Annotated in this window: 11 protein-coding genes; all 11 read right to left on the bottom strand. The window is 66.9% G+C overall.

Features of this window, described 5'->3' with window-relative positions:
• Positions 1–60: 60 nt before the first annotated feature.
• The 11 genes from LOC60_RS15420 to rsmH are packed head-to-tail and all read right to left on the bottom strand — an operon-like array spanning position 61 to position 14,320.
• A complete protein-coding gene (locus LOC60_RS15420; RefSeq protein WP_230026540.1) occupies positions 61–1,074 on the bottom strand; it encodes a cell division protein FtsQ/DivIB in 1,014 nt (337 codons plus the stop codon).
• A complete protein-coding gene (gene murC / locus LOC60_RS15425; RefSeq protein WP_230026542.1) occupies positions 1,064–2,497 on the bottom strand; it encodes a UDP-N-acetylmuramate--L-alanine ligase in 1,434 nt (477 codons plus the stop codon). Before murC ends, LOC60_RS15420 begins: the two co-directional genes overlap by 11 nt.
• Complete coding sequence (gene murG / locus LOC60_RS15430) at positions 2,494–3,603, bottom strand: undecaprenyldiphospho-muramoylpentapeptide beta-N-acetylglucosaminyltransferase (RefSeq protein WP_230026543.1); 1,110 nt, start codon at positions 3,601–3,603, stop codon at positions 2,494–2,496. Before murG ends, murC begins: the two co-directional genes overlap by 4 nt.
• A complete protein-coding gene (gene ftsW / locus LOC60_RS15435; RefSeq protein ID WP_230026544.1) occupies positions 3,600–4,934 on the bottom strand; it encodes a putative lipid II flippase FtsW in 1,335 nt (444 codons plus the stop codon). Before ftsW ends, murG begins: the two co-directional genes overlap by 4 nt.
• Position 4,935: 1 nt before the next feature.
• Complete coding sequence (gene murD / locus LOC60_RS15440; protein WP_230026545.1) at positions 4,936–6,501, bottom strand: UDP-N-acetylmuramoyl-L-alanine--D-glutamate ligase; 1,566 nt, start codon at positions 6,499–6,501, stop codon at positions 4,936–4,938.
• Positions 6,483–7,586, bottom strand: a complete 1,104-nt coding sequence (gene mraY / locus LOC60_RS15445; protein ID WP_230026546.1) for a phospho-N-acetylmuramoyl-pentapeptide-transferase — start codon at positions 7,584–7,586, stop codon at positions 6,483–6,485. Before mraY ends, murD begins: the two co-directional genes overlap by 19 nt.
• Positions 7,583–9,088: a UDP-N-acetylmuramoyl-tripeptide--D-alanyl-D-alanine ligase gene (locus LOC60_RS15450; RefSeq protein WP_230026547.1), complete on the bottom strand. Its 1,506-nt coding sequence runs from the start codon at positions 9,086–9,088 to the stop codon at positions 7,583–7,585. The genes mraY and LOC60_RS15450 overlap by 4 nt, the downstream gene beginning before the upstream one ends.
• Positions 9,089–9,094: 6 nt before the next feature.
• The gene (locus tag LOC60_RS15455) at positions 9,095–10,726 is read right to left on the bottom strand and encodes a UDP-N-acetylmuramoyl-L-alanyl-D-glutamate--2,6-diaminopimelate ligase (protein WP_230026549.1); all 1,632 of its coding nucleotides are present in this window, start codon (positions 10,724–10,726) and stop codon (positions 9,095–9,097) included.
• Between the two features lie 16 nt (positions 10,727–10,742).
• Positions 10,743–12,524, bottom strand: coding sequence for a peptidoglycan D,D-transpeptidase FtsI family protein (locus LOC60_RS15460; protein WP_230026550.1), 1,782 nt, complete (start codon positions 12,522–12,524; stop codon positions 10,743–10,745).
• Positions 12,525–12,572: 48 nt separating this feature from the next.
• The gene (locus LOC60_RS15465; protein ID WP_230026551.1) at positions 12,573–13,322 is read right to left on the bottom strand and encodes a hypothetical protein; all 750 of its coding nucleotides are present in this window, start codon (positions 13,320–13,322) and stop codon (positions 12,573–12,575) included.
• Entirely contained in the window at positions 13,322–14,320 is a 999-nt protein-coding gene (gene rsmH, locus LOC60_RS15470) for a 16S rRNA (cytosine(1402)-N(4))-methyltransferase RsmH (protein ID WP_230026553.1), read from the bottom strand. Before rsmH ends, LOC60_RS15465 begins: the two co-directional genes overlap by 1 nt.
• Between the last annotated feature and the right edge of the window lie 85 nt (positions 14,321–14,405).

Genomic DNA, 14,405 nt, shown 5'->3' on the forward strand with positions numbered 1-14,405 from the left:
GGCGCCCCGGGATCCCCCGGAATTTTCCCCAGGGATTCCCCCGAGGCAAACGGGATCCGGTCAACGTGTTACCGGACGGTCGGGAGTACTCACATCGTAGACCCGCACCGGCGGATCCGACGGTTCCATCTTCAGGAGCGCCTCAAGCACGCGCGCCTTTGCCTCGTTGGCGTCGGCACTCCCCCAGAATACTGTCTGCCCGCTGTTGAGCTTCAGCTCAACCGAGTCCACCGTCTGGGCGGAAGCATTTTCCAGCCGCCCCAGCACCTCCGGCGGCAGCGCGGCCAGCACAGCCGTGATGCTGGGGAAAACCTGGGCTTTGATGGCCTCGCTTCCCCCGGCGATAAGCGGCAGGGGTACCGCCGCCCGGTCCGCCGCTACGGCTAGCCTGCGGCCCTCCTCGTCGATGAGGACATGCGCGGCGCCGTCCTGCAGCACGGCAACGGGAACGCGTTCGGTAACCGTAACCACCAGGGTTGACGGAGGCTGGGCAGCCACCTCGACCTTTTCGATTTCCGGACGGTCCTTCAGCAGCCCTTCCACGTCGGCGTCGGAGATAGTGGGCAGGGTCTGCCCCTTCAACGGTTCCAGCGCTGCTTCGGCCTGCTCGCGCGGCAGCAGGGAGGTCCCCTCGACCACAACCGTCTTCAGGGCAAGCACCGGTGAGAAAAACAGCAGGGCAAAAAACAGGGCTGTCACGGACAAGGCCGACCCGAGCGTGATCCAGGCCGCCCTGCGGCGCCGGCGCCCGGGGGGTTCAGGGAAGGCCAGGACCGTTCCGGCAGTGCTTCCGCCGGTTCCGGCAGCTGCCTGGGATTTGTCCGCGGAGTCGTTGTCACCTGCGGTGCGGTCCGAAGCCTTGCCGGCCGAAGCCTTACGATTCGAAACCTTGCCGGCCGAAGCGCCCGCCCGCTTCCGATCCGAGTTCCGCACCGGTTTCCCCGGAGCCGTACCCGCGGCAGGCCGCGCGGCGGAAGAACCGGCAGCCGGCTTGCCGGAGGCCGGCTCGTCGTCCAGGGCCCGGGTGGCCGTAATGATCTCGTCGCCGCTCCCCCGGCGCTTCCTACCGGCCATTGGCGGCTTTCCCGGCAGAGGCAGCCGTGCGGGCCGGAACAGCGGCCAGGCGGGCCACCAATTCTGCGCCGAGCCCGGTGACGTCACCGGCACCGACCGTGAGGATGATGTCTCCCTCGTCGGCGCCGTCGGCAACCTTTGCCACGGCCCGGTCCGGGTTCCCGGCATAGCCGCCGGGGACGTGCAGCCGGGAGGTGATCAACTCGCTGGTGACCCCTTCGATCGGATCTTCCCGGGCCGGATAGATGTCCAGCACGGTGGCGGTATCTGCCAGGTCCAGTGCTGCGGCAAATTCCGCCGCAAAATTGCGGGTCCGGCTGAACAGGTGCGGCTGGAACAGAACATGCACGCGGTGCCCTCCGGCCACCGTGCGGGCGGCCTTCAGTGCGGCGTTCACCTCGGTGGGATGGTGGGCGTAATCGTCAAAGACCTGCACGCCACGCGCGCTGCCGCGGGATTCGAACCGCCGTGCGGCACCGGAGAATGTTCCCAGCCCCGCTGCGGCGGCCTGCGGATCCACACCCAGTTCCAGGGCAACGGCGAACGCGGCTGCCGCGTTGAGGATGTTGTGCGTACCGGGGACCTGCAGGACAAGCTGCACCTCGGCGGCACGGCCGTCGACCGTGAAGTGCAGGGTGCTGGCGGAACCGGAACCGGCCGGGCGGGTGTCCGAGACACGGACGTCCGCGTCCGCGGCATAGCCGTAGGTCGACGTGCGTACGCCGGGACAGCGCTCGACAAGGCTTACCGCACCGGCGTCGTCCGCGCAGGCAACCAGGAGTCCGTCCTGCGGCAGGAGCGCAGTGAAAGCATCGAAGGACGCGAAGACCGCCTCCTCCGTGCCGTAGAAGTCCAGGTGGTCGGCCTCGACGTTGGTGACCACGCTGATCCGCGGGTCGTAGTTCAGGAAGGACCCGTCGGATTCATCGGCTTCGGCCACGAAGACCGGCCCGGTGCCGTGGGCGGCGTTGACGCCAAGCGCGGCAACGTCGCCGCCGATGGCGAAGGACGGATCCAGCCCGGCCTCCCGCAGCATCACGGTGACCATTGCCGTAGTGGTGGTCTTGCCGTGCGTGCCGGCCACGGCCACCAGGTCCTGCTCCCCCATGGCGGCGGAAAGCGCCACCGAGCGGTGGATGACCTGCAGTCCCCGTGCCCGCGCCCGCGCAAGTTCCGGGTTCTGTTCGCGGATAGCCGTTGAGATGACAACTGTGTCGACGTCCTCGACGTTGCCGGCGTCGTGCCCCACGAAAACCGTTGCCCCCAGCGCTTCGAGTGCACGAAGTCCCGGGGAGTCCTTGGAATCGGAGCCGGAGACTTCAATGCCCTGGGCCAAAAGTACCCGGGCAACGGCCGACATTCCGGCACCGCCCAGCCCGATGAAATGGACCTTGCCCAGGTCGCTGGGATTCAGCCGGTTCATGCCTTTGACCTATCGCTTGCTTCGAGGATGAATGCAGCCATCCGGGTATCCGCGTCGCGGATGCCCAGCGCCGCCGATGCCTTGGACATGGTGTCCAGCGCCGCCGGATCGGCCAGCAAAGGTATCAGCCTGTCGGAAATCCACTCGGCTGTGAAGAGGCTGTCGGCAACCGTCAGTGCCCCGCCGGCAGCCACGAGTGCTTCGGCATTGAGTGCCTGCTCTCCGTTACCGTGCGGCAGCGGGACCAGGACGGCAGGCAGGCCCACCGCACTGATTTCGCAGACGGTCCCTGCGCCGGAGCGTGCCAGCAGCAGGTCTGCCGCCGCGTAGGCCTGCTCCATGCCGTCGACATACTCCACCTGGGTGTAGCCGCGCGCAGCAATCGGTTTTCCGGCGGCGTCCAGCAGGGACTTGCCGCGGCCGGTGATGTGCAGCGTCTGGATACCGGCCGCCGCCAATGCCGGGAGGGCATGCTCGACGGCGCGGTTAATGCTGGCGGCACCGGACGAGCCTCCCGTCACCACCAGGGTGGGGCGGTCCTGCTCGAGCCCGAGCGCCGAGCGCGCCGCACCCTGCGCGGCCGCGCGGTCGAGGCCGGAGATTTCGCGGCGCATGGGCATCCCGACCCAGGTTGCACGCGGCAGGCGGGTGGATTCGAAGGCCACGCCGGTCACGGCGGCGAAGCGGGCACCCACCCGGTTGGCCAGTCCGGGGCGTGCGTTGGCTTCATGCACGACCACCGGAAGGGAGCGGCGGCGTGCCGCCAGATACACCGGAGTGGAGACGTAGCCGCCTACGCCCACAACGGCGTCGGCCTGTACGGAGTCCAGGATCTCTCCAGCCTGGCGCACGGCACGCACCAGGCGGGCCGGGAGTTTGGCCAGGTCGCCGGAAGGGCGGCGGGGCATGGGTACCCGGTCGATGGTGGCCAGCTCATAACCCGCCGCGGGTACCAGGCGCGTTTCCATCCCCGAAGCGGTGCCCACCACGGTGATGCGGGTGCCGGGGCGTTGTGCCGTGACGGCATCTGCAATGGCCAGGAGAGGGCTGATGTGCCCGGCGGTGCCGCCTCCGGCCAGGACTACGGACAGGGAATGCTGCGTCATGGAGCTGTTGGTTCACTTTCGGGGATTTTACGGGCAAAGGAAAGCAGGACGCCGACGGCGGCGAGGGTGAAGGTCAGTGAGGAACCGCCGTAGGAAATAAACGGCAGCGGAACACCGATGACCGGGAGCAGGCCCGTCACCATGGCAATGTTCACGAACGCCTGCCCGATGATCCAGACCAGGATCGCGCCGCAGACAATGCGGATGAACGGATCCGTGTGGCGCATGGTGACCCGGACCGTCGCGACGGCGAGGACCGCAAAGAGGCTCACGACCACCAGTGTTCCGAGCAGGCCGAACTCTTCGCCGATGATGGCGAAGATGAAGTCATTGTGGGCTTCGGGGATCCAGTTCCATTTCTGCCGGCTCTGTCCCAGGCCCAGACCCAGCCAGCCGCCCGAAGCCAGCGCATACATGCCGGCGTTGGCCTGGTCGCAGAGGCCTGTGCTGCAGTCCAGCTGGAGCCAGGCGCTGATCCGGCTGGAGCGGTTGCTGCTCACGACGGACATCAGTCCCGCCCCGACAGCTGCGCCGCCGGCCAGGACGCCCAGGAAACGCAGCGGCGCACCGGCGAAGAACAGGGCCGCGAGCATGATCAGGCCCATCACGATCACCGTGCCGAGGTCGCTGCCGAGCATAACCAGGAGGATGAGGATCCCGCCGCCGGGGACCACCGGAATGAGGGCGTGCTTCCACTCCGTGATCAGCCGGCCTTTCCGGGACAGTACCGCTGCAAACCAAATGGCCATGGCCAGCTTTGCCGCTTCCGAGGGCTGTCCCGTGATGGGGCCGATCTCGATCCAGTTCTTGTTGCCGTTGACTTCCTTGCCGATCGCCAGCACCAGGATGAGCAGGAAAACGGCAAGCCCGTACAGGGGCCAGGCCAGCCAGCGGTACTGCGCCGGGCCGAGCCGTGAGAGCCCAAGCATGGCGAGGACACCCGCAGCAGCGAACATGGACTGCTTCAGGAAGAGGTCGAAGGTGGTGGCCGCCCCCGCATCACTCCCGGCGGCGGCGGCAATGGATTCCACCGAGGACGCCGAGAGCACCATCATCAGGCCAATGGCGGTCAGGGCCATGGTTGCGCCGAGGATCGTGTAATAGCTGGAGCCGGTGGCCCGGCGCCCGCTGCCCTCCAGGAGGACCAGGAAGCGTTCGGTGCGCGACGGCGGTTTGCCGGGGCGCGCGGCAGCCCGGGGCTTCGGGGCAGCAGGTTTCCCCGTGGCCGGGGCGGTCTTGGCTGTCACCGCGCCCGTGCCGGTATCTGCCGTGGCCGCAGGGTTCCGGCGCAGGACCGGTTTGCGTTTGCTGCCGGTGGGCGTGGTGACCAATCTAGGGCTCCTTTGGAGTCTGTGCCTGTCCCGGTGCCTGCTGTTCGCCCATATACCCTGCAACGGCTTCGATAAAAGCCTCGCCGCGGTGGGCATAGGAAGTGAACTGGTCCATGGAAGCTGCTGCCGGCGCCATCAGCACGGTGTCTCCAGCGCCGGCCGCAGCGGCTGCCGCAGCGACCGCCCGAACCATGATCTCTTCGGCGCTGGTGACCGGTGCCGACAGCTGTTGCTTCCCAGTCTGCTCCCCGAGGGCGTGGATGACCGGTACATCGGGTGCGTGTTGTGCCAGGGCTGCCTGCAGCTCGCTGCTGTCAGCTCCGATAAGCACCACTGCCTTGAGTCGGCCGCGGTGTTCGGCAACCAGGTCGTCGTAGCTGACGCCCTTGGACAGTCCGCCGGCAATCCAGACCACGCTGGTGAAGGCGGCCAGCGACGCCGATGCGGCGTGCGGATTGGTGGCCTTGGAGTCATTGACCCAGAGAATGTCGTTGAGGCGGGCCACCGGCTGGATCCGGTGGTCGCCGGGTGAGTAGGCGCGCAGCCCGTCCCGGACCGCTGCCGGTTCGACGCCGAGGGCACGCACCAGCGCGGCCGCGGCCAGCGCGTTGGCCACCATGTGCCGGGGTGCGTACTCCCCCAGGTCCGTCATGGCGGCCAGCTCGGCGGCGGAATCCTTGCGCTGCTCAATGAAGGCGCGGTCCACGAGCAGTCCTTCGACCACTCCAACCATGCTGACCGCCGGCACGGAAGTGGTGAAGCCGACGGCGCGGCAGCCTTCAACGACGTCGGCTTCCTCGACCATGCGCTCGGTCTCGTACTGCTCCGCGTTGTAGATGCAGGCGACCTGGGTGTTTTCGTAGATCTTGGCCTTGTCGGCCAGATAGGCCTCGTAGGAACCGTGCCAGTCCACGTGGTCTTCGGCAATGTTCAGGCACACGCTGGCCAGCGGGGAAATGGAGTGCGTCCAGTGCAGCTGGAAGCTGGATAGCTCCACGGCAATGGCGTCATAGCCTTCCGGATCCCGGATCGCGTCGAGGATCGGGGTGCCTACGTTGCCTGCAGCAATAGCGCGCAGCCCGGCGGCACGAAGCATGCTTTCGGTCATCGAAACGGTGGTGGTCTTGCCGTTGGTGCCGGTGATCGCCAGCCACTGGGCTGTCTTGCGGCCCTCGCGGATGCGTACCCGCCAGGCGAGTTCGACGTCGCCCCACACGGGAATATCCGCCTCGGCGGCTGCCGCCAGCACCGGATGGGTGGGCCGGAAGCCCGGTGAGGTCACCACGAGATCGGGGGCCGCGCCGTCGACCTGTGGAAGCGCGGCGACGGCGTCGGCGCCCAGCAGGATGCCTGCGGCGCCGACTATGCGGAGGGTGTCCGCCTTGGCCCGGTTCTCCGCGGTGTCCCTGGCGTCAACAACCACTACCCGGGCACCGAGCTCAATCAGCGTGTCCGCTGCCGAGAAGCCGGAGAGGCCGATACCGGTGACGACTACCCGCAGGCCGCTCCAATCGGCGTCCCAGGTGGTCAGTTCGCTAAGCGGTGCACTCACAGTCCCACCACCCATTCGGCGTAGAAGATGCCCAGTGCCACGGCAACGCACAGGCCGGCGATGATCCAGAACCGGACCACCACGGTGACCTCGGCCCAGCCCTTGAGCTCGAAGTGGTGCTGCAGCGGAGCCATCTTGAAGACCCGCTTGCCGCCGCTGAGCTTGAAGTAGCCCACCTGGATGATGACGGAGAGGGTGATGATCACGAACAGGCCGGCGAGGATCACGAGCAGCAGTTCGGTGCGCGAGAGGATGGCGAAGGCCGCAATGGCACCGCCGATGGCCAGGGAACCGGTGTCGCCCATGAAGATCTTTGCCGGCGAGGTGTTCCACCAGAGGAAGCCGATGAGCGCGCCCGCCATGGCACCGGCCAGCAGGGCCAGGTCCATCGGGTCGCGGACCTCGTAGCAGACGCCCCCGGCGTCCGGCGAGCCGCAGCTCTGGTTGTACTGCCAGATCCCGATCAGGAAGTAGGCGCCGAACACCAGCACGGACGCGCCGGCGGCCAGCCCGTCAAGGCCGTCGGCGAGGTTCACGCCGTTGGTGGTGCCCGTGATGATGACCAGGGACCAGATGACGAACAGGATCGCGCCGATGACCGTTCCCGCAAAGGCAAGGTCGAAGTTGGTGTCCCGGATAAAGGAGACCGCGGTCGACGCCGGCGTCCTCCCCTGCTCATTGGGGAACTGCAGGGCCAGGACGGCAAAGGTAATGCCCACCACGGCCTGCAGGATGATCTTTGCCTTGGCGTTCAGGCCCAGGCTGCGCTGCTTGGAGATCTTGGTGTAGTCGTCAATGAAGCCGACCATGCCCATGCCCACGGTGAGCAGCAGGACCAGCAGTCCGGACGCCGTCGGGCTGAAGGACCCGAAGCCGAGCAGGCCGCTGATGAAGTGGGTAAGGAAGTACGCAGCCACCACGGACGCCACGATGACGGCGCCGCCCATGGTGGGGGTGCCGCGCTTGGTGTGGTGCGAGGTGGGGCCGTCGTCGCGGACGAACTGGCCGTAGCCTTTCCGCACCAGGAAACGGATGAACAGGGGTGTTCCGGCAAAGGCGAAGACCAGAGCCAGCGAAGACCCTACAAGCAGGGAGATCACAGGTTCTCTCCTCCGGTCCTTTCGGTGCGTGCCGGCATGGACGCCGAATCAGTTGCTGCGGACGGTGGTACAGGGGTCAAGGCTATCCGATCGCCGAGGAAGCGCAGGGCCGCCCCGTTGGAGGATTTGAACAGGACAATATCGCCGGGCGCGAGGGACTCGGTGAGGATGCGCTCGGCATCCTCCGCCGTCTCCACGAAGGTGGATTCCTCCCCCCAGGAACCCTCCATGACCGCACCGGTGTGCATGGCACGGGCGCCGGTGCCCACGACGATGAGTTTGGAAATATTGAGCCGGACAGCGTAGCGGCCGATGGCATCGTGCTCGGTCACGGCGTCCTCGCCAAGCTCCAGCATTTCGCCCAGGACTGCCCAGGTGCGTCGCTCCCGGCCGAGCTCGGCCAGCGTGCGCAGGGCAGCGCGCATGGATTCCGGGTTCGCGTTGTAGGCATCGTTGATCACCGTGACGCCGTCGGCGCGGTCGGTGCGCTCCATGCGCCAGCGGCTTGCCGCAGTGCGGCCGGAAAGACCCGCGGCGATCTGTGCGCCGGGAATGCCGGCGGCATAGGCAGCGGCAGCGGCGGCCAGCAGGTTTGCCGTGTGGTGGGCGCCGATGAGTCCGGAGCGGACTTCGTGCCGGCTGCCGTCGGGCAGCAGCAGCGTGAAGACGGGCCGGCCTTCCGCGTCGGTGCGTGCGTCCAGGGCGCGGACGGCGTTCTTGGCGCCGTGCGCTGCCTCGGGCGAGGAGGTGAAGTAGAGAACGGGTGCCTCGGTGCGCCCGGCCATCGCCGCAACGCGCACGTCGTCGGCATTCAGGATGGCGGTACCGCAGGCGGGCAGTGCCTCCACGAGCTCACCCTTGGCGACGGCGATGTTGTCCACGCCGCCGAACTCGCCCGCATGTGCGGAGCCGACGAAAAGAACGACGCCGATGTCCGGCTTCACCATGTCGGCCAGGTAGCGGATATGTCCGATTCCCGTTGCACCCATTTCCATCACGAGGTAGCGGGTGCCGTAGCCGGCGGTGAACACGGTCAGCGGAAGGCCCACCTCGCCGTTGTAGGAACCTACCGGTGCGACGGTGGGGCCGGCCTCGCCGAGCACTCCGGCCAGCAGGTCCTTGGTGGTGGTCTTGCCGGCGGAACCTGTGATTCCGATAACCGTCAGTTCGCCGTGTGCACGGAGCCGGCGGACAATCTCCGCGGCCAGGGTGCCCATGGCGAGGACAGCGTCGGGGACCAGCACGGCCGGGTAAAGTGCGCCGGCGTCGTTGGCCACCGGCCGCTCGACGAGCGCAAGCATGGCGCCGCGGGCAAAAGCCGCGTCCACGAACAGGTGCCCGTCTGAGTTCTCGCCGGGCTTGGCGATGAAAAGCGAGCCCTGCACGGCCTCGCGCGAATCCGTAGTGGCGGAAGTCACGACGACACCCGGAGTCTGTGCGGCCGGGCCGATCAGCTCGCCGCCTGTAATTGCCGCTATTTCGGCTGCATTAAGTTCAATCATGACGACTTAGGACTCTACCCCGTCACTCGAAAGGGCAGTGAATCCGTATCTTGTCAAAGCCCGGCGCAGCTCCACCCGATCATCGAGGGCAAGGTTCTCCCCCATGACCTCCTGCCACACCTCGTGGCCGCGGCCGGCCACCAGCACGGTGTCCCGGGGACGGGCCAGTTCCACGGCGCGGTCGATGGCAACGGCACGGGGGGCCACTTCCTCAATGACGCAGGGCAGGCCCTCTTCGGTCCGTGCGGCTTCGGCACCGCGCAGGACGTCCGCGCGGATGGCGGCCGCATCCTCGCCGTGCGGATCGTCGTCGGTGACGATGACGACGTCGGCCAGGCGGGCCGCGATGGCGCCCATCAGCGGACGCTTGGTCTGGTCCCGTTCACCGGTGGCACCGAAGACGATGATCACCCGCGCGTCGGCGCCGGGACGCCGCACGGAGGCAAGCGTGCGGGTCAGGGCATCGGGGTTGTGGGCAAAATCAACGATGGCTGCCGGCTCTTCACCGATCAGCTGCATGCGTCCGGGCACCTCGACGGTAAACGGATCACGGGTATCCAGCGCCTCCTGTACGGCTTCCGCCGGGACGCCGGAGGCCAGCACCATGACGGTGGCCAGCGCGGCGTTGGAAACGTTGAAGGTGCCGGGCAGGGCCGTGGAGACCCGGAGCCGCTCGCCCCCGGGACCGCGGAGAGTGAAGGAGTGTCCGAGCCCGCGCGGTTCGACGTCGGCCACGGACCAATCCGCGTCGCCGGCTGCGCCGTCGGTGGCCAGGCTCAGCACGGGCACCCCGGCCCGGGCTGCCATTTTGGCGCCCCATTCGTCGTCGACGGTGACAACCGCCCGGCGGGCGCGGTCTGGCTGGAAGAGCGCGGCCTTGGCAGCGAAATATTCCTCCATGGACCCGTGCAGGTCCAGGTGGTCCTGGGTGAGGTTGGTGAACCCGGCGACGTCGAAGCGGACGCCGTCCACCCGGCGGTAGGTAATCGCGTGGGAGGACACTTCCATGGTGGCTGCGTCCAGGTTCCGCTCGCGCATGAGGGCCAGCAGCCCGTGCACCTGCGGCGATTCAGGCGTGGTCAGGACGCTCGGAATGGCTTCCCCGCCGGCGAGGATCTCGATGGTGCCGATCAGCCCGGTAGTGCGCCCGAGCGCCTGCAGCAGCGAGTTCACGAAGTACGAGGTGGTGGTCTTGCCGTTGGTGCCGGTGATGCCGAACAGGGTGGGGCGGGGCCCCTCCGCCGGAACGCTGTTGAACACTGCGGCGGCCAGCGGACCCACCAGCCGGCGGACATCCCCGGCCACGAAGACGGGAATCTGCAGGCCGGCGAGGTACTCCAGCCCGGCTGCGTCGGTGAGGACGGCGGCGGCCCCTGAGGCCTCAGCCGCACCGGCGAAGCGCGCTCCGTGGTGCCGGGCGCCGGCAAGGCCCACGTACAGGTCGCCGGGAAGCACCTCGCGGGAATTGATCGTGAGACCCGAGACCTCGGTACCCCAGGCTGCTTCCGCCGTCCCGGCGGCGGGCACAACGTCCCGCAGTTCCGCAGGCAGTGCCTGCACCGCTGCGCGTAGGGTTACCGGATCCACGGCGCCGGGACGAAGACCGGATCCGGTGGGGGAATTTTCACTTATTGGCACTTCAATGCTCCAGGAATTAGTACTCAATGGGGTAGGTCTCAGGCTTACCCGTGGAGGGCGGCACGTTGTTGCTGACGAGTGCCTGTTCCATGACCTTCTGGAAGGACTGGCCCGGAATGATGTAGTAGAGGTCGCCCTGGGGCCGCTGGAGGGTCACCACAACCACGTACTTCGGATCATCCATGGGTGCAATACCAGCATAAGAGAGGGTGGAGCCCGAATAGCCGCCGTTGGGTCCGGGGGCTTCCGCCGTACCCGTCTTGGAACCGACCCGGTACTGCTTCAGGGCACCCGTCTTGCCGGAGCCCTCCTCGGTGACCGTTTCCAGCATGTTCCGGACCTGCCCGGCGGTGTCTTCGGAGACAACCCGCGTTCCCGGTTCCTTTTCGATCGGTTTCTCCGTGCCGTCCTCCGCGATGACGGAGTCGATGATGCTTGGCTGGAGCCGCACGCCGTCGTTGGCAATGGTCTGGTAGACGCTTGCCGTGTGCAGCGCCGTCTGCGTCAGGCCCTGGCCGAACAGCACGGTGTACTGCTGCCGTCCGTCCCAGTCGGCGGGCTCCGGCAGCAGACCTGCCGTCTCACCGTTCAGTCCGACGTTCAACGGCTGGCCGATCCCGAACTTCCGCAGCCAGTCATACCGCTCCTGCGGCGTCAGCTGCTGTCCAACCATCACCGTTCCGGTGTTCATGGACTTGGCCAGCACACCGGCCACGGTCATTTTGACCTTCCCGTGCGGAACGGCGTCCTTGAAGGTCTGGCCGTCAACTGTATAGGTGGCGTCCAGTTCCAACCGTGTTTCGGGAGTGGTGAGGCCCTGCTCGATCGCGGCGGCCATGGTGATGACCTTTGTGGTGGAACCGGGCTCGAAGAAGTCCGTGACGGACCGCGCCTTGCGGGACTCCGCCGGGGTTGCACCGGGGTTGTTGGGATCCACCGTAGTGGATTCCGCCAGGGCAATCACCCGGGCGGTGTCGGCCTCCATCACCACGATGTTGCCCCACTCGGCCTCGTATTCCTCCACCTGTGCCGCAATGGTCTGCTGGGCAAACCACTGCAGGTCCTGGTCGATGCTGAGCTTGATGGACTCGCCGTCGTGGACGGGAACGTCCTCGTTGGTGGCATACGGGATGCGGATACCGTCGCCGCCGATTTCGTAGGTCTTGCTGCCGGCCTCGCCGGCAAGGATCTCGTCCTGGGTCAGTTCGAGGCCTTCCTGGGCACCCTCGGTACCGAGGAAACCGACGATGGAACCGGCGACTGCACCGGAGGGATAGGTCCGCAGGGTGGTCCGGTCCGCGTACACACCGGGGAACTTCACCGCCAGGACTTTTTCCTTGACTTCAGGGGTTACGGTCTTCGCGACAAAGTTGAAGCCCTTCTCCCCCATCAGGGCGGAGCGCAGGGTTCCGGGATCCTGGCCCAGGACCGCCCCGAGTTCCTCAAACGCCTGGTCGAAGGTGACGTCCTGGAGTTTCCCTTCGGCGTCACGGCGCTTGAATTCCTCGCCGATGTCCTGCGAAAGGCGCTGGTCCACGACAATGTCGAACCGCTCCACGCTTCGGGCCAGGTAGTTGCCGTTGGAGTCAAGGATGCTTCCGCGGAGTGCAGGTACGGTGACCGTCACCAGCCGGTTGTCCACGGCACTCTGCGCCATGCCGTCGGGGTCGACCGCCTGCACGTAGAAGAGCCGAAGCCCAAGGACGGTCAGCAGTGCCAGGGCCAGGAGCAGTCCGGCGCGCAGGCGTCCGGTAACGATGGCCACCCTGTGGTTGTCCGGGCCGGATTTTTGTGCCACAACGTGTCCTCGTTTATGCCAGTGTTTCGATTTGCCTGCCGGCGTGGATCAGTTTCCGCTTAGCTGCCCGGGGGCGGGGATGGTTCCGCCGTTCAGTTCCGCTTCAGGGACGGCGTCCTGGGACTCCGGCGCCGCTTCCGGGACGGCGGCCGCGGCGGCAGCTGCTGCGGCTGCCTCGGCTTCGGCTAGTGCTGCCGCTTCGGCGGCGGCTGCTGCTGCTGCAGCAGCCTCCTCCTGCTCAATTGCCCTAACCGTATCCTGCGGCTCTGCCGGAACCACGGACGGCGCGGGGGTAATGGGCTGCGTCAAGACATTCGGCGCACCGATCAGGAGCTCGGCCGGCTCGCCTTCCTTCGCTGCCTCCGGGCTGCCGGTCACCGCCAGTGTCCGGAGGTCGATGGTGCCGAAGCTTGGGGATGAGACCATGCCGAGGTCAGCGGCGGCAGCTGCCAGGACCTGGGGCGCCTGGTGGTTCTCGATCTTCTGCGTCAGTGCTTCGTTGCGCTGGGCCAGTTCCGCTTTCTGGCTCTGCAGCTGCACCAGTTCGTACTGGCCGCTCGAAACCGAGATGTTGAGCAGCAGCACCGAGGCCAGCCCGAGTACCAGTGCAGCGAAGCAGAACACGGCAAAGGGGGCACGCCTGCGGCGCGTGGCGGCGGGCACCAGGGACAGCGGGGTGCGGCGCCGGACGGCGGGGGCGGGTGCTGCTGTATCCCAGTCAAGGACACGCGCCGTGTTGCCTACGACAGCGCCTCCGGCGACACTGCTGAATCGGGCCGATGGCCGACGTTCACTCATTATTTCCAGGCCCCATCCATGGGTTTGCGGATTCGTTCTACTGCACGGAGTTTCGCGGAGGCCGCACGGGGATTCTCTGCGATCTCCTCGTCCGTGGGCACCTCGGTGCCCTTGGTCAGCCTCTTGAGCTGGGCCTTGTGTTGTTCCAGTTCCACGGGGAAGCCCTTGGGGGCAGAGGACCGTGCGCCCGCAGCGAAGACACCCTTGACGATTTTGTCCTCAAGCGAGTGGTAGGACATCACCACCACGCGTCCACCCATATTCAGCACCGACAGTGACGCCGGGATGGCCCGCTCCAGGACATCCAGTTCCTCGTTCACTTCGATGCGCAGGGCCTGGAAGGTCCGCTTGGCGGGATGTCCGCCGGTTCGCGCAGCAGCTGCCGGGACAACCCCGCGGATCGCCTCGACCAGTTCGCCCGTAGTGGTGAACGGCTTGGCGGCGCGGGCAGCAACGATGGCCGAGGCGATGCGTCCGGCGAACTTCTCCTCGCCCCACTTCCGGATGATGCCCACAAGCTCTGCTTCGGAGTACGTGTTGACGATGTCCGCAGCTGTACGTCCGCGGGTGGTGTCCATCCGCATGTCCAGGGGCGCGTCGTAGGAGTAGGCGAAGCCGCGGTTCCGCTCATCCAGCTGCAGCGAGGAAACACCCAGGTCGAACAGGGCACCGTCGATGCCGTCGAACCCAAGATCCGCGACGACGTCCGCTATTTCGTCATACACCGCATGGACCAGGTCAATCCGGTCGGCAAAGGGTTCCAGCCGTTCGCCGGCCAGCGCCAGAGCCTGGCGGTCCCGGTCAATACCGATCACGTGCAGCTGGGGAAAACGCTGCAGCATGGCCTCGGAGTGCCCGCCCATGCCCAGGGTGGCATCTACTACAACCGCACGGCCGTGCTCAGCAACGGCACTTTCGATGGAAGGTGCCAGGAGATTGATGCAGCGGTCGCGCAGCACCGGAACATGCCGTTCCTCGGTGGGGCGCTCTTCGCTCATCTGCGGCTTCCTTTTCATACATAGTGTGGTTTTGTGTTTTGCTGCGGCCGGTTCTTAAACCAGACCCCCATCCGCGCCTCACCGC

It is taken from the genome of Arthrobacter sp. zg-Y769 (assembly GCF_020907405.1).
Classification (GTDB): Bacteria; Actinomycetota; Actinomycetes; order Actinomycetales; family Micrococcaceae; genus Arthrobacter_B.